The organism is Xanthomonas sp. BRIP62415 (genome assembly GCF_003993515.1).
Taxonomy (GTDB): Bacteria; Pseudomonadota; Gammaproteobacteria; order Xanthomonadales; family Xanthomonadaceae; genus Xanthomonas; species Xanthomonas euroxanthea.
In genome coordinates this window covers 781,335-796,436 of sequence record NZ_QEZH01000023.1, presented here as the reverse complement: position 1 = coordinate 796,436, position 15,102 = coordinate 781,335, and the positions used below count along the sequence as shown (strand labels likewise).

General features: G+C 66.3%; 11 protein-coding genes and 1 other RNA gene. 4 read left to right on the top strand and 8 right to left on the bottom strand.

What is annotated here, in order from left to right:
• Positions 1 to 13: 13 nt before the first annotated feature.
• Both EO141_RS11190 and EO141_RS11185 read left to right on the top strand, forming a co-directional pair.
• Positions 14 to 637: a LysE/ArgO family amino acid transporter gene (locus EO141_RS11190; protein ID WP_127169235.1), complete on the top strand. Its 624-nt coding sequence runs from the start codon at positions 14 to 16 to the stop codon at positions 635 to 637.
• A 26-nt stretch (positions 638 to 663) separates the two neighbouring features.
• A complete protein-coding gene (locus tag EO141_RS11185) occupies positions 664 to 1,089 on the top strand; it encodes a GNAT family N-acetyltransferase (protein ID WP_127169197.1) in 426 nt (141 codons plus the stop codon).
• A 136-nt stretch (positions 1,090 to 1,225) separates the two neighbouring features.
• Here EO141_RS11185 and EO141_RS11180 read toward each other — a convergent pair whose 3' ends face one another.
• Entirely contained in the window at positions 1,226 to 3,385 is a 2,160-nt protein-coding gene (locus EO141_RS11180) for a methyl-accepting chemotaxis protein (RefSeq protein WP_127169196.1), read from the bottom strand.
• A gap of 500 nt (positions 3,386 to 3,885) precedes the next feature.
• Complete coding sequence (locus EO141_RS11175) at positions 3,886 to 4,092, bottom strand: hypothetical protein (protein WP_104584680.1); 207 nt, start codon at positions 4,090 to 4,092, stop codon at positions 3,886 to 3,888.
• Positions 4,093 to 4,209: 117 nt separating this feature from the next.
• Here EO141_RS11175 and EO141_RS11170 point away from each other — a divergent pair, with 117 nt between their 5' ends.
• Positions 4,210 to 4,920, top strand: coding sequence for an rRNA pseudouridine synthase (locus tag EO141_RS11170; protein WP_127169195.1), 711 nt, complete (start codon positions 4,210 to 4,212; stop codon positions 4,918 to 4,920).
• 1,127 nt (positions 4,921 to 6,047) lie between these two features.
• On the opposite strand, the gene EO141_RS11160 is transcribed toward EO141_RS11170, so the two are convergent.
• The 5 genes from EO141_RS11160 to EO141_RS11140 all read right to left on the bottom strand — a co-directional run bounded on the left by EO141_RS11160 (position 6,048) and on the right by EO141_RS11140 (position 10,665).
• Positions 6,048 to 6,722 (bottom strand): hypothetical protein, encoded by a 675-nt coding sequence (locus EO141_RS11160; RefSeq protein WP_241236649.1) that lies wholly within the window; start codon positions 6,720 to 6,722, stop codon positions 6,048 to 6,050.
• A 242-nt stretch (positions 6,723 to 6,964) separates the two neighbouring features.
• The gene (locus EO141_RS11155) at positions 6,965 to 7,369 is read right to left on the bottom strand and encodes a response regulator (protein WP_104584674.1); all 405 of its coding nucleotides are present in this window, start codon (positions 7,367 to 7,369) and stop codon (positions 6,965 to 6,967) included.
• Between the two features lie 78 nt (positions 7,370 to 7,447).
• Entirely contained in the window at positions 7,448 to 7,930 is a 483-nt protein-coding gene (locus tag EO141_RS11150) for a hypothetical protein (RefSeq protein WP_104584671.1), read from the bottom strand.
• Between the two features lie 138 nt (positions 7,931 to 8,068).
• Positions 8,069 to 9,865, bottom strand: a complete 1,797-nt coding sequence (recQ, locus tag EO141_RS11145; RefSeq protein ID WP_024939934.1) for a DNA helicase RecQ — start codon at positions 9,863 to 9,865, stop codon at positions 8,069 to 8,071.
• 242 nt (positions 9,866 to 10,107) lie between these two features.
• Complete coding sequence (locus tag EO141_RS11140) at positions 10,108 to 10,665, bottom strand: Dps family protein (protein ID WP_102580821.1); 558 nt, start codon at positions 10,663 to 10,665, stop codon at positions 10,108 to 10,110.
• A gap of 90 nt (positions 10,666 to 10,755) precedes the next feature.
• On the opposite strand from EO141_RS11140, the gene hrpA reads away from it, so the two are divergent.
• Positions 10,756 to 14,874 carry an ATP-dependent RNA helicase HrpA gene (gene hrpA / locus EO141_RS11135; RefSeq protein ID WP_127169193.1) on the top strand — a complete coding sequence of 1,373 codons (4,119 nt, stop codon included), beginning with the start codon at positions 10,756 to 10,758 and terminating at the stop codon, positions 14,872 to 14,874.
• Positions 14,875 to 14,980: 106 nt separating this feature from the next.
• Here the strand turns inward: hrpA and EO141_RS11130 are convergent.
• Positions 14,981 to 15,057, bottom strand: a non-coding RNA gene (locus EO141_RS11130) — sX9 sRNA.
• Between the last annotated feature and the right edge of the window lie 45 nt (positions 15,058 to 15,102).

Genomic DNA, 15,102 nt, shown 5'->3' with positions numbered 1-15,102 from the left:
CCGGGAGGTGCTCGTGTTACTTCAAGCCGCAATCTCTGGCTTCATCGCCAGCGCAGGTCTCATCATTGCAATCGGTGCGCAGAATGCATTCGTGCTGCGGCAGGGACTGCAGCGCCAGCATGTCGGTCTGGTGGTGGCGATCTGCGCGTTCGGCGACATCGCGCTGATCGTGCTGGGCGTGGCCGGGATCGGCGTGCTGGTAACGCAATGGCCGGAGTTGTTGCAGGTGCTTCGCTATGCGGGAGCTGCATTTCTCGCGGCATATGGCGCGCTGGCTGCACGCAGGGCCTGGCGTGGCACCAGCGCACTGGCGCCGGCGCAGACCGGCGCGCAACGCTGGCAGCGCGCCATGCTGGCGTGCCTGGCCTTTACCTTTCTCAACCCGCACGTCTATCTGGACACGATGCTGCTGCTCGGCAGTCTGGCTGCGCGTTACCCGGGTCCGTTGCGCTGGGCGTTCGCGTCGGGCGCGTGCCTGGCCAGCATCACGTGGTTTTCCGGGCTGGGCTATGGCGCGCGTCTGTTGCAGCCGGCTTTTCGCGATCCGCGCGCATGGCGTGTGCTGGATGCGGCGATCGCGGGATTCATGCTGGTGCTGTGTGCCCTGTTGTTGCTGCCCTCGCAGGCGCTACCCTGAGGCCTCACCGTCCCGGAGCTAGTGTCATGTCGCCGCTGCGTGTCTCCACCGATCCATCCGCGCTCGATATCGCGCTGATCCATCGCTACCCGGCGCAGCACACCAGCTGGGCCAGGGACATCCCGCTTGCGGTGGTACAGCGCTCCATCGCCAATTCGCTGTGTTTTGGCGGGTTCTTGGAGGGCAGGCAGGTCGCCTTTGCGCGCGTGGTTTCCGACTACGCAACCGTTGCGTACCTGGGCGATGTGTTCGTGTTGACCGCGCACCGGGGCAAGGGCTATGGCAAGCAATTGATGGACGCGGTCATGGCGCACCCCGATCTGCAGGGGCTGCGCCGTTTCAGCCTGGCAACCAGCGATGCGCACGGCCTGTATGCGCGCTACGGCTTCACCCCGCCGCTGTCTCCGCAGTCGCTGATGGAGCGCTATTTTCCCGGCCTCTATACGCGCTAGCGTTGTCGTGCCTTCTGCCGCGCGGCCGCACCGGCACGGTGCGGCGCGCGGCAGAAGGGCGCCTCAAGGTGCTGCCGCGCTGCGTGAGGCGAGCCGCGCAATGCGACCTCGCCATGGCGCAGTGCCGACCGCTGGCTCAGGCGTGGCGGGCCTTGCTCAGCAGCTTTGCGACCGGTGCCGCTGCGTGCTGCCGCGTCTGCCGTGCGTCGATCTTGAAGATCGCCACCGCATCGGTGAGCTGCACCGCCTGCTCTTCCATCGCACGCGCGGCAGCAGTGGCTTCTTCCACCAGTGCGGCGTTCTGCTGCGTGGTTTCGTCCATATGCGTGATGGTCTGGTTAACCTGCTCGATGCCGGCCGACTGCTCCTGGGAGGCTGCAGAAATCTCGCCCATGATGTCGGTGACACGTTGCACGCTGGCCACTACCTCGCCCATGGTCTCGCCGGCGCTGTGCACCAATGCCGAGCCCTCGGCCACGCGTTGCACCGAGTCGTCGATGAGGTCCTTGATCTCCTTGGCGGCGCCGGAGGAACGCTGCGCGAGCGTGCGTACCTCCGAGGCCACCACGGCAAAGCCGCGCCCCTGTTCGCCGGCACGTGCGGCTTCCACTGCCGCGTTCAAGGCCAGGATATTGGTCTGGAAGGCGATGCCGTCGATGACGCTGATGATGTCGGCGATCTTCCTTGACGAGGCCTCGATACCGCTCATGGTGTCCACGACCTTGCCGACCACTTCGCCCCCTTGCGAGGCAACGCGTGCGGCGCCGATCGCCAGCTGATTGGCTTGGCGTGCGCTTTCGGCATTCTGCCTGACGGTGGAGGTGAGTTCCTCCATTGATGCTGCGGTTTCTTCGAGATTGGCCGCCTGCTGTTCGGTCCGTTGCGACAGGTCCTGGTTGCCGGCGGCGATTTCGCTGGCCGCGGAGTTGATCGACACGGCCGATTGCTGGATGTTGCCGACGATCTGCGCCAGCTGGTTGGCCGTGGCGTTGGCGTCATCGCGCATCTGTGCGAATACGCCGCGGAATTCGCCACTCATGCGTGCGGTGAGGTCACCCGCGGCGATGGACTGCAGCAACGACGACAGCGACTGCAGGTTGCCGTCGGCCGTGGACATCAGGTGGTTGAGGCTTTCGACCATGATGCGGAAGTCGAACTGGAAATGCTCGGCATCGCCGCGCGCGCTGAAGTCGCCATTGGCCGCGGCCTGGGCGAGATGCTTGATCTGGTGATTCATCGCCGACAGGTTGAGCTTGACCTGCGACATGGTGTCGCTGAAAACGGCCTTTTCGCCGGGCAGCGGCTGCATGTCTTCGGAGAGTTCGCCGACGGCATACCGCCCCATGATGCGTGCCAGATCGGTCTGCACTGCCACATGCGAGGCAACCAGCAGGTTGGTGTCGTTGGCCATGCGCCCGTAGTCGCCCGGGAAGGCCGCCGCATCGATACGGAAGCTGATCTGGCCGTTGTCGTGATGCCTGGCCATGTCGGTTTGCGCGGTGATCAGGTTACGCAGCTGCAGCTGCATCTTGTCCATGGCCTTGAGCAGGCGGCCGGTTTCGTCGTTGGCGCTGGTGTGCACATCGTTGTGCAGGTTGCCGGCTGCAATGGCCTCTGCAGTGCGTGTGGCCTGGCTGAGCGGCTGGGTCAGGCTGCGGGTGATCAACCAGGCCAGCAGTGCACTGATGGCCAGCGCGGTGATGCCACCACTGGCCAGGATGACCTTGCCACGATGCATCGAGGCAACGGCGGTTTGATAGGCTTCCTTGCTGAGCCGGCGCTCCAGCTCGGCATTGGCGCGGATGGCCGCCTGCTGTGCGTCCATCGCCACGGCGGCGTCGCCCTGCAGCAAATCCTGCGCTTGCTGGTTCTGGTCGTGAATGCCGTACTGGAGAATCTGGTTGTTGAACTTCACCGACACGTCGCGCTTTTCCTGCAGCAGCTGGAGCGCGTTCTTTTCAGGGGCGCTGCTCGGTAAGGCCGTCAGTGCGTCATGCGCCTCCTTGTAGCGTGCACGGTTTTTTTCGATCATCTCCATGCTGCGGCGGTTGGCGGCATCGCCGGACACCATCACGATGTCGCGCAGGCCGATCGCCACATTGGTATTGGCGTCGAGCATTTCCGAGGACAGCTGGATCTTCTCCATGTTGCTGTTGACGATGGTATCCAGCTCGAAACGGGCGTTGGACATGGTGACCAGGCCAGTCGCAACAAGCAGGCCCGACAATAGGATCAAGATGCCAAAGGCCATGCCCAGGCGACGGCCGACATTGAGGCGTTGCAGATATGTATTCATTACCGCATCCAGGTAGTGCAGCTGAGGGGCTCGATGAATGGGTCATCCACCAGAGCGTCTTGCCCAGCTAACGGCCGGATCGCGACGAGCTAAAGGTACGTATCTGAAATGACTTAGATTGAATTCATCGTGCGGAAGAAATTTCCCGACAGCCGTCCGCAGCGGCCTGACACCCGTGCATGCACTGCGTGTTTGTGGCGTTATCGCTGGATCGAAGCATGCCAACCGCAGAACGATTTTCCGACGTTTCACCGACAGGTGGCGACCCCCTTGAGCGCAGCGGATGCTTTGACAGCATCGCATCCGCTATGTATCGCAATACCTGCAATCCGCTTGTCTTTGGTAAGCGCCGGTGCTTGTGCAGCGGCGTGTTCCGGCGATGCGATCTACTCTGATGCCATGCGACACGGGCCTTGCCATGTGCACCTTGCAAGCCGGCATGGCCGGCTGCTGGTGCGGCAGCGCGCATCGCGCGCGTGGCGGCACTGTGGCTCTTGCGCTCAACCTTCCAGCGCAGCGAGTACCTCGGCATGAAGCTGCTCGGCGCCGCTTTCAGTATTGAAGCGTGCAAAGATTTCCTCGCCGGAGAGCAGGCCGACCCGGACCGAGTGGCAATACGATCCGAAGTTTTCGCCTGCATTGAAGGGATCGCTGATGACGGAGATGTGGTTGAGGCGGACCCGGGTGCTGCCAAACTTGATGAACATCTGCAATCTCCTGTGTGAGCGCCCAGTTTCCCACTTTGTCGGGCAGCGCAGAAGCCGGCCTCACGCATCCGTCGACCCAGCACGTACACTGCCGTCCCCTGAAGCCGAGCCCGCCCGATGTCCGATCCGATCCGTCTCGATAAATGCGTGGCCGCGCGGTTTGGCTGCTCGCGTGGAGAGGCGCAGCAATACATCGAGGGCGGCTGGGTCAGTGTGGACGGGGTCGTGGTCGAAGAGCCGCAAGCCTTGGCGACCGCGGCGCAGGTGACGCTGGCGGAAAACGCCGTGCTCGAACCTGCCGAGCCTGCCACGCTGCTGCTGCACAAACCGGCAGGCATGAGCGCCGAGGCGGCGCTGGCACTGGCCACCGTGGAAACGCGCAGCGCCCTGGACCAGCTCGAGATGCGTGTGCTCAAGCGGCACTTCCTGCGTCTGCACGCGCCGCTGCCGTTGGAGGACGCGGCGAGCGGTTTGCTGGTACTGAGCCAGGATGGCCGCGTCCTGCGCAGGCTCAGCGCCGACGCCACCTCCATCGAACAGGAATTCCTGGTGGAGGTGCGCGGGGAGCTGCGCCCATATGGCATGGCGCGGCTTGCGCATGGCTTGGTGTATCAGCAGCGCAGCCTGTCGCCGTGCAAGGTGAGCTGGCAGAACGAGGAGCGTCTGCGCTTTGCGATCAAGCACGTGCAACCCGGCCAGCTGCATTACATGTGCGGTGAGGTCGGGCTGGAGGTGGTCAGCATCCGGCGCCTGCGCGTGGGCCGCGTGTCGCTGGGCAAGCTGGCCATCGGCCAATGGCGCTATCTGCCGACAGGCGAGCGTTTCTGACGGGCAGCACGTGTTGGATGCGCGTGGCTGCCATGCGGCGGCATGCCGCTGCTGCCGACATGTATGCAGCAAGCATTGCGTAACCGCACCATGGCGGTGTCACTGCCCGGCGCCGTTGTTCAGGCCATTGCGGCATTGATGCGCTGTCAGGCCCGCACGTAAAACGTAGCGACCGTGCCGGGCAATAGCGACGCGCGTCGGCCGAGTCTTGCGCGCTCGGCAATGCACTGCGATTGCGCGGTGAGCGCAAGCTGCGTTGCGCATCCCGATGCCGAGGTCGCCTGGTTCGTGGCTTACTTCTTGTTGCGTTTTTTCTTGGCGCGCGTCACCAGCCAGAACACAACGGCAATCACGCCGATGACCAGAATGATGAAGGCCGGTGACAGAAACGAATTGTCGCCCATGGGAATTTCCTGAAAATCTTCGCAGCCGAGTGCTGCACTGACGTCAGCCTAGCGAGCGGCCTGCTTGATGGCGTGAAATACGCTGCATCGGCCGCGCGCAACCGCGCCGCGTCGCCTGGCCCCGCAAGCGCGCGCGACGGCTGCAAGCGCGCTCGCGTGCATCTGCCTGCCGACGCAGCGGCTGCAATACAGGCGCGACTGAGCACGTGTTCGCCTGCCGGCGGCAAGCTGACAGGTCTGCAGCCGGAAGCGCAGGAACAGCAGCGACCAGCCACCTGCTAGGGAGAGGCTGGCAAACCAATGCATCCGACGGCGTCGCGCAAGCTCAGCCAAGGCGGATATCGGCACGGATCCAGCTGCAGGTTCGGGAATCTCGTCACGTCCGCTGGAGCGCAGGCGCAGTGGTCGCATGCCTATCAGATGGTTCGACGGCGCACTCGAGCGAGCCGCTGTGCGTGCGCACGACTGACTTCTTCGCCTGAAAGGCGCGCGCATCCATGCTGGGGGACGACCAACCACGACCCAGGCGCCGGCGATGTTCCGGCGGGGGGCGTGCTCAGCGCCTCGCGAGTTGAACGGCCCAACAGGCCTCGCGTCCGGTGGCTGCAGTTTAAATGGGGCGTGCGGCACGTAAATCGGGACTGCGCCGACAGCGTGTCGGGTCAACCCCGACGATCGTCAAGCCGTCGGGCTGCGCTCGTCCCCGAGCGCAGCCGTGTCAGGTCAGGGGAAGGTCGCGCTGCAGCGGAAGCCGGCGCAGTCGATCTGCACCGTACTGCCGCCACTGCAGGCGGCGGTGAAACGCGTGGCGCTGTGTGCCTGCACCGTGCCGCAATTCAGGCCGCTGCTGATGCCCTGGGCGCGTGTGCTGGCCGATTCGGTGGACATCGCCGGGCCTGCGGGCGCAACCGTGGCTGCGACCTTGCTGGCCGGTGCTGCTGTGCCGGCCAGCGCAGGCGGGGCGACCTCGCCTGCCAGCGGCAGCGTGACGGCTTCGCCGGGTGTACTTTCGGTGCCGGAGGCGGTTGCCGCGACGTGTGCGTTGTCGCCCTGTAACGGCTGGCCGCGGTCCTCGCGGTGGCGGTCGAAGCTCAGCGTCTGTCCGAATACCAGCTGGATCCAGCTCGGGTAGGTGTAGCCGGTGCCCTTGCTGTGATCGACGATGGCGCCGATCGCGCCGCCGATCAGGATGTTGCCCCAGATCCCGATGTTGGCGCGCGAGATGGAACGACCGGCGGCCTTGCGCTGACCGGGCAGCACGCAGCTGACTTCCAGGTCGCGCGAGGACCGGCGTACCTGCACGGTCTGCCCGGACTTCAGGGTGAACCGACCCTTGTCGTTGCTGAGGGCGCAGTCGGCGCCAGCGATGAGGTGCCCATCGGCGGTCTTGGTATCCACTCGGATGGGCTGGGTCGCGTCGTTCATGACCGTCGCGCAACCGCTCAACGCAGCCATGGCCATGGCTGCGGTCACTAGGTGTTTCATGTTGTCCCCTGGCGTAAGGCATGGTCGGGCCAGGCGGGCATGGCGCCGCGTCCCTGGCACAACCGTGTCGTGGTCAATCCCCGTTGCCGACGCATCGCGTCGGCCGCCACTTCATACCGGGATTGTGGGTCGCCGTCCAGTCGCGACCCTCTACGTCAGGCGACCGGAGTGGGAAGTATCCGGTGCTTGGCCATCACGCTGCGGATCGCGCTCAGCAATTGCTCGGGGGTATAGGGCTTTTCGAGGAACGCCACGCCATCCGGCAGGATCTCTTCCACATACTCCACCGCCAGCCCGGAGGTGAGCAGCACGGGCAGGTTGTAGGGGGCGTGCGCAGTCTTGAGCGCCAGATCCACGCCGGTCAGGCCACCCGGGAAATGGATGTCGGAAAACAGCACATCGACGCGCGGATCGCTTTCGATCAGGGCCAGGGCCTCTTCGACCGAGCCGGCGCTGCGGCAGGTAAAACCATAGCTTTCCAGCACAAGGCAGCTGAGTTGTCGGGTGCCATCGCCATCTTCGACGACGAATACAACTGGCCGTTCCTTGTTCTGTGACATGAGCACGTCTCGTAAGGCAGGCCACATTCTCAGCGATGCGGCAGTGAACCCTCTGTCAACGCAGACGGAGCCGTACGGTTACCAGCCGAACGGGCCAGGACCATAGCCGCCGGGGCCGTAGCGCGGCCCGAACAGCGGGCCTTCGCCGCGCCCGACACTGATGCTGACGCCGATCTGATGCGCCTTGCCGTCATCGTCGTAATAGGTCTTGCAGGAGTTCAGGTTGACCGCCTGCCAGTTGCTGTTGCCGCCGCGGTTGGAGTAGCCCATGCCGGTTTCGACCGCGCCATGCAGCTTGCCCTGGCATTGTTCGGCGCGTTCGGCCGCAAGCGAGGCCGCGCTGGGGCGGGTCAGCGCAGGCTTGGGGCCGCTCTTGTCGCCGTAGAAGGTGCCCGGCGGGTCGGTGCTGTACGCGGGGTCGGAGCGGTACTGCACCGGGGCTTGCGGAACGCTCAGGTCCAGCGACTGCGCCGACCCTGGCTCGGCGCTGCGCTCGCCGGCCTGGGCGAGCGCGCTGCCGGCGGCAAACAGAGTGGCCAGGAGAAGCAGGCTGCGTTTCATCGGATGGACTCTACCAGGAGGGACTGACAGCGCGTGCCAGATCGTCTTGTGAAACTAGCAACGGCTGATTGAATGCGCGCTGTCGATCGCGCGGTTTTTCATGCCGGCGCCGTCACCGCGATGGCACACGCTGCTGCATCAGCCCTGCTCGCGCACGATCTCGATCAATTGCGCCCCGTAGCGGGCGAGTTTGCCGCCGCCGATACCGCCGACACGCGAGAGTGCGTCGATGCTGGTGGGCCGCTGTTCGGCGATATTGCGCAGCGTGCTGTCGTGGAAGATCACGAAGGCCGGCACGTTCTGCTCCTTGGCCAGCTCCGCGCGCAGGCCGCGCAGGGCGTTGAACAGCACCAGGTCCTGCGGCTGCACCGGCAGGCCGGTGCGTTGCGCGCTGCGCTCGCGCCCGGCAGCCGGGTTCTCGCGGCGCATCATCACCTGGCGCTCGCCCTTGAGCACCTGGCGGCTGGCGTCGGTCAGGCGCAGGCCGCCGTGGCCTTCGCTGTCGACCTCCAGCAGGCTGGCCGCCACCAGCTGGCGGAACACCCCGCGCCAGGTGCGCTCGTCCAGGTCGCGGCCGATGCCGTAGGTGCTCAGCTGGTCGTGGCCGAGCTGCTTGATGCGCTCGTTCTCGCTGCCGCGCAGGATGTCGATCAGGTGGCCGACACCGAAGCGTTGCCCGCTGCGGTACACGCAGCTGAGCGCCTTCTGCGAGGCCACGGTGGCATCCCAGGCGGCAGCAGGCGTCAGGCAGTTGTCGCAGTTGCCGCAGGGTTTGGGATAGGTCTCGCCGAAGCCGGCCAGCAGCACCTGGCGGCGGCATTGCATCGATTCGCAGTAGCCGAGCAGGTGATCGAGCTTGGCGCGCTCCAGCCGCTTGCGCTCCTCGGCCGCTTCGCCCTGTTCGATCATCTGCTTGAGCAGCACCACATCGCCCAGGCCGTAGCAAAGCCAGGCCTCGGCCGGGTCGCCATCGCGGCCGGCGCGGCCGGTCTCCTGGTAGTAGCCTTCCAGCGACTTGGGCAGATCCACATGCGCCACGAAGCGCACGTCCGGCTTGTCGATGCCCATGCCGAAGGCGATCGTGGCGGCCATGATGATGCCGTCCTCGCGCAGGAAGCGGCGCTGGTTTTCCGCACGCACCTCGGCCGGCAGGCCGGCGTGGTAGGGCAGGGCGTTGAAGCCCTGCGAGCACAGATACTGCGCGGTCTCTTCCACCTTGCGCCGCGACATCGCGTAGACGATGCCGGCCGAGCCGCGGTGACGGCCCAGGAACTCCTGCAGCTGCTTGCGCGCGTTGTCCTTCTGCACCACGGTGTAGCGGATGTTGGGGCGGTCGAAGGAGCTGACGAAGTGGCGTGCGTCGACCAGATCCAGGCGTTCGGCGATCTCGCGCTGGGTCGGCGGATCGGCGGTGGCGGTCAAGGCCATGCGCGGGATATGCGGCCAGCGTTCGTGCAAGACGGTGAGCTGGCGGTACTCGGGGCGGAAATCGTGGCCCCATTGCGAGACGCAATGCGCCTCGTCGATGGCAAACAGCGCGATGCGGCTGCGTTCCAGCAGGGACAGGAAGCGCTGGGTCAGCAGACGCTCCGGCGCGACGTAGAGCAGGTCAAGGTCGCCGGACAGCAACGCACGTTCGACCCGCTGGGCGTTTTCCGCGTCCAGCGTGGAATTGAGGAATTCGGCGCGCACGCCGAGCTGGCGCAAGGCCTCGACCTGATCCTGCATCAGTGCGATCAGCGGCGAGACCACAATGCCGATACCGTCGCGCAACAGCGCCGGCACCTGGTAGCACAGCGACTTGCCGCCGCCGGTGGGCATCAGCACCAGGGCATCGTTGCCTGCCGCGACGTGTTCGACAATGGCTTGCTGTGGGCCGCGGAAGTCGTCGTAACCGAAGACGCGGCTGAGCAGTTCGTGGGCGGGGGAAGACATCCGCCTAGGATACCGCGCGGGTCAAGCCCTGGCCGGTGTCAGGCGGGCGGTGTTGCGCGACGGTGCGTCGGGGATTGCCGCGATGTGAATGCCGGGGGACATGTTTCGCGACGCGGAGAGGGCCGCAACCCGCCGAGTCAGGGGCGCGCCGAAGGCGCGGGGTGTGGCCGGCGATGGAGCAGGGGCCCAAGGTTTCGGCGCAGCGAAACCTTGGGCACACCCGCAGGGGCGAGGCCCAGGGGTTACTGCAGCAGCGAGCGCAGCATCCAGGCGTACTTCTCGTGGGTCTGCAGGCGCTGGGTCAGCAGGTCCACGGTCGGGTCGTCGCCGGCGTCGTCGGCGGTGCCCAGCACCTTGCGCGCGGTGCGGCAGACCGCTTCGTTGCCGCTGACCAGCTGGCGCACCATTTCACGCCAGTCGGCACTGTCGCTCAGCCCCTGTTCTTCAGGGATCGAGGTCAGGGCGACGAACTCGCTGTAGGAGCCCGGTGCGTTGTAGCCCAGGGCGCGGATGCGCTCGGCCACTTCGTCCAGCGCCGCCCACTGCTCGGTGTACTGGGTCTCGAACATGGTGTGCAGCGAGTTGAACATCGACCCGGTGACATTCCAGTGGAAGTTGTGGGTCTTCAGGTACAGGGTGAAGGCGTCAGCCATGTAGCGGGCCAGACCGTCGGAGATCTGCTTGCGATCACCGTCCTTGATCCCGATATCGATGTGTGGTGCCGATGCTGCGGCGACCGGCAGTGCGTCCAATGCTTCATTGATGACGACGGGCTTGTTGGCGTTCTTTTTCTTGGACATGGGAATGGTCCTCCTGAGGAAACAGATATCGGGTCACAATAGACAGGCTAAAGGATCTGCTGTCATTCAATCTTTCACATTTTTCGATCAATGAGCGCTATCGACACCGACCTTGCCAACACCTTGCGTGAGCGCCGCCGCGCCGTCGATGGCGCGATGAGCCGCGACCGTGGCCGGTTGCTCGGTCTATGGTCGCGCTGGCAGGGCAAGCCCGGCAACCCGCAGGTGCGCGAGGCCTTCGAGCAGGCGCTGGCGGCTTCGCAGGCGCAACGCCAGGCGCGTGCCGAGCAGCAGCCGGCCATCACGCTGGACGAGCAACTGCCGATCGCGCGCGAGGCCGAGCGCATCATCGCGCTGATCCGCGACCATCAGGTCGTCGTCATCGCCGGCGAGACCGGCTCGGGCAAGACCACCCAGCTGCCCAAGCTGTGTCTGGCGGCCGGGCGCGGCGCGGCCGGCATGATCGGCTGCACCCAGCCACGCCGGATCGCCGCGCGGGCGGTGGCCGCGCGCGTGGCCGAGGAGCTGAAGACGCCGCTGGGCACCACGGTGGGTTTCCAGGTGCGCTTTACCGACCGGGTCGGCGAGCAGTCGCGGATCAAGTTCATGACCGACGGCATCCTGCTGGCCGAGATCGCCAGCGACCGCTGGTTGTCGGCCTACGACACCATCATCGTGGACGAGGCGCACGAGCGCAGCCTCAACATCGATTTTTTGCTCGGCTATCTCAAGCAGCTGCTGCACAAGCGCTCCGATCTGAAGTTGATCGTCACCTCGGCCACCATCGACACCGAGCGCTTCGCCCGGCATTTCGACAACGCGCCGGTGATCGACGTGGAAGGCCGGACCTTCCCGGTCGAGGTGCGCTACCGGCCCCTCGAAGGCGAGGCCGACGACGGCGACGGCGAGCGTGGCAATGGCCGCGATGGCGAGCGCACCGTCAACGATGCGATCGTGGCGGCGATCGACGAGATCACCCGCATCGATCCGCGTGGCGACGTGCTGATGTTCCTGCCCGGCGAGCGCGAGATCCGCGATGCGCACCAGGCGCTGGAACGGCGCAAGTACCGCGAAACCGAAGTGGTGCCGCTGTACGCGCGGCTGTCGGCGGCCGACCAGGACCGCGTGTTCAACCCGGGGCCGCGCCGGCGCCTGGTGCTGGCCACCAACGTGGCCGAAACCTCGCTGACGGTGCCGCGCATCCGTTATGTGGTGGATCCGGGCTTTGCGCGGATCAAGCGCTACAGCCCGCGCCAGAAGCTGGACCGCCTGCATATCGAGCCGATCTCGCAGGCCAGCGCCAACCAGCGCATGGGCCGCTGCGGCCGCATTGCCGAAGGCATCTGCTACCGCCTGTATGCCGAAGCGGATTTTGCCGCGCGGCCGGCATTCACCGACCCGGAAATCCGCCGCTCGTCCTTGTCGGGCGTGATCCTGCGCATGCTGCAACTGGGGCTGGGGCGGATCGAGGAGTTCCCGTTCCTGGAAGCGCCGGACGAACGCGCAGTCGCTGACGGCTGGCAGCAGTTGCTGGAGCTGGGCGCGATCGATGCCAATCGGCGCCTCACCGCCATCGGCCGGCAGATGGCGCGCCTGCCGGTGGACGTCAAGCTGGCGCGCATGCTGGTGGCTGCGCAACAGCACGGCTGCCTGCGCGAGATGATCATCATCGCCGCGTTCCTGGGTATCCAGGATCCGCGCGAGCGCCCGCCCGAAGCACGCGAGGCGGCCGACAACGCGCATGCGCTGTTTGCCGATGCACGCTCTGAATTCGTCGGCATCCTGCGGTTGTGGGAGGCGTACCGGCAGGTGCACGAGGATCTCACCCAGTCCAAGTTGCGCGATTGGTGCAACCGGCATTTCCTCGGGTTCCTGCGCATGCGCGAATGGCGTGAGCTGCATCGGCAGCTGCGCCTGTTGTGCGAGGAGCTGGGGTGGAGCGAGGAGCCGGCCGCTGCGATGCTGGCGCCATTGCTGGCAGGTGCCAGCGCGCCTGCGCGCGAGGACGGGCACAACGCCAACCGGCCGACGCGCGGGCAGTTGCATCGCGCTGCGCGGCTGGCGCGTGAAGGCAAGCCGGATCCAAATGCGCCACCTGCGCAAGCCACGTCCGCCGCAGCCGGCAAGCAGGCCGACGTTGCCGAGGCCTCGGCACGCATCAGCGAGCGCGAACGCGCGGCGGCGTATCAGGCCCTGCATCGTGCGCTGTTGGCCGGCCTGCCCACGCAGATCGGCCATCGCACCGAAAAAGGCGATTTTCTCGCCGCGCGGCAGCGCCGGTTCGTGCCGTTTCCCGGCTCGGCACTGGCACGCAAGCCGCCGCCGTGGATGCTGGCCGCCACGCTGCTGGATACGCAAAAAGTCTGGGGCATGACCAATGCCGCGATCGAGCCGGACTGGGCGATCGCCGAGCTGGGGCATCTGCTGGCACGCAAGCATTTCGACCCGCATTGGTCGCGTGCGCAGGGGCAGGTGGTGGCATCCGAGCAGATCAGCCTGTTCGGCCTGGTGCTGGCGCCGAAAAAGCCGGTCCACTTCGGCAAGATCGATCCGGCCGGCGCACACGACCTGTTCGTGCGCCAGGGCCTGGTCACCGGCGAGATCAATACGCGTGCGGCGTTCATCGCCGACAACCTCAAGGTGCTGGAGCAGGCGCGCGAGGAAGAAGCCAAGCTGCGTCGTGCCGGCATCGTCGCCGACGAAGACTGGCAGGCGCGCTGGTATCTGGATCGCATCCCGGCCGAGCTGCACTCGGCCAGCGGGCTGGATGCATGGTGGAAGACCCTGCCGCCGGACAAGCGCCGCAGCCTGCACTGGACGTTGAACGACCTGTTGCCCGGCGAAGGCAGCGAGGCCGACCGGTTTCCGAAGTATTTCCCGCTGGGCGATGCGCGGCTGCCGTTGCATTACCGCTTCGAGCCGGGCGCCATCGATGACGGGGTGACGCTGGATGTGCCGCTGCACCTGCTCAATGCGCTGGATCCGGCGCGGCTGTCGTGGCTGGCGCCGGGCTTCGTCGCCGACAAGGCATCGGCCCTGATCCGCAGCCTGCCCAAGGCGCAGCGGCGCAACTATGTGCCGGCGCCGGATTTCGGGCGCGCGTTCTACGAGGCTTACAGCATCGCCTCGGCCGACGCTATCCGTGGCGAGCTGGCGCGCTTCCTGACCAAGGCCACCGGCACGCAGGTGGCGGCGCTGGATTTCGACGAAGAGTCGCTGGACACGCATCTGCTGATGAACCTGCGCCTGCGCGATGACGACGGCAAGGTACTGGCCGAGTCGCGCGACCTGGACGGATTGCGCGCACGCTTTGGCGAGCGTGCCGGCCAGGCCTTCGCCGCACGTGCGGGGCGCGCGCTGGCGGCCGAGGGCTTGCGCGATTTTCCATCCACGCCGATTCCCGAACAGGTGGCCGGCGAGGCCGGCGTGCCGGCGTATCCGGCGCTGGTGGACCAGGGCGAAGACGCGGCGCTGCGCATTTTCGCCGACCGCAACGAAGCGGTGCAGGCGCATCCGCGCGGCGTGCGCCGGCTGCTGGAAATCGCGCTGGCCGACAAGATCAAGCAGGCGCGCAAGCAACTGCCGGTGTCGCCCAAGACCGGCCTGCTGTACGCGGCGATCGAATCGCAGGAGCGTCTGCGCGGCGATCTGGTCGATGCCGCGCTCAACGCGGTGCTGGCCGATGGCCTGGGCGCGATACGCGACCCCGGTGCCTTTGCGCAGCGCCGCGACGAGGCCGGCAAGCGCCTGTTCGGCGAGGCGATGGAACGGCTGACGCTGGCCGAAAGCATCCTTGGCGCCGTGGCCGAACTCAAGCCGCTGCTGGAGGCGCCGTTGATGGGCTGGGCGCGCGGCAACCTGGACGATATGGAACAGCAGCTGCGCGCGCTGGTGCATGCCGGCTTCCTGCGCGAAACACCGGCCGAGGCACTGGCCAGTTATCCGCGCTATCTCAAGGCGATGATCCTGCGGACCGAGCGTGCCAAACGCGATCCGGCCCGCGACCAGGCGCGCATGCTCGAACTCAAGCCGTTCGTGGATGCATTGGACCAGGCGGCCGCGCGTGGGTTGCAGCAACGTGATGAATGGCAGTCGCTGCGCTGGGATCTGGAGGAATTGCGCGTGTCGGTGTTTGCGCAGGAACTGGGGGCCAAATCGGGCGTGTCGGCGAAGAAGTTGTCGCAGCGGGTGGCGGCGTTGCGCAACTGAGTGGTGCTGGCGCTGGTGACGACGGCTTGCCGTCATCACCAGCGCGCTGCATCAGCGCAGGTCCTGCCATCAACGGGTTGCTCATGCCGCGCGCTGCGCTTGAAGCCACCAACGAAACATAGCGGCCAGTGGCCGGCTGGGCATGGACGGCGCGCCCGGAACCGGCGTGTACGAGGTGTACGTGCCGATTCCGAGCACGGGCCGCGCTCGCCTGGCTGTGAGCGCAGC

Bases quoted from the DNA above. Each gene is read 5' to 3' on its own strand.
- EO141_RS11185 (WP_127169197.1), top strand. From the start codon at position 664: ATGTCGCCGCTGCGTGTCTCCACCGATCCATCCGCGCTCGATATCGCG.
- EO141_RS11180 (WP_127169196.1), bottom strand. From the start codon at position 3,385: ATGAATACATATCTGCAACGCCTCAATGTCGGCCGTCGCCTGGGCATG.
- EO141_RS11175 (WP_104584680.1), bottom strand. From the start codon at position 4,092: ATGTTCATCAAGTTTGGCAGCACCCGGGTCCGCCTCAACCACATCTCC.
- EO141_RS11170 (WP_127169195.1), top strand. From the start codon at position 4,210: ATGTCCGATCCGATCCGTCTCGATAAATGCGTGGCCGCGCGGTTTGGC.
- EO141_RS11155 (WP_104584674.1), bottom strand. From the start codon at position 7,369: ATGTCACAGAACAAGGAACGGCCAGTTGTATTCGTCGTCGAAGATGGC.
- EO141_RS11150 (WP_104584671.1), bottom strand. From the start codon at position 7,930: ATGAAACGCAGCCTGCTTCTCCTGGCCACTCTGTTTGCCGCCGGCAGC.
- recQ (WP_024939934.1), bottom strand. From the start codon at position 9,865: ATGTCTTCCCCCGCCCACGAACTGCTCAGCCGCGTCTTCGGTTACGAC.
- EO141_RS11140 (WP_102580821.1), bottom strand. From the start codon at position 10,665: ATGTCCAAGAAAAAGAACGCCAACAAGCCCGTCGTCATCAATGAAGCA.
- hrpA (WP_127169193.1), top strand. From the start codon at position 10,756: ATGAGCGCTATCGACACCGACCTTGCCAACACCTTGCGTGAGCGCCGC.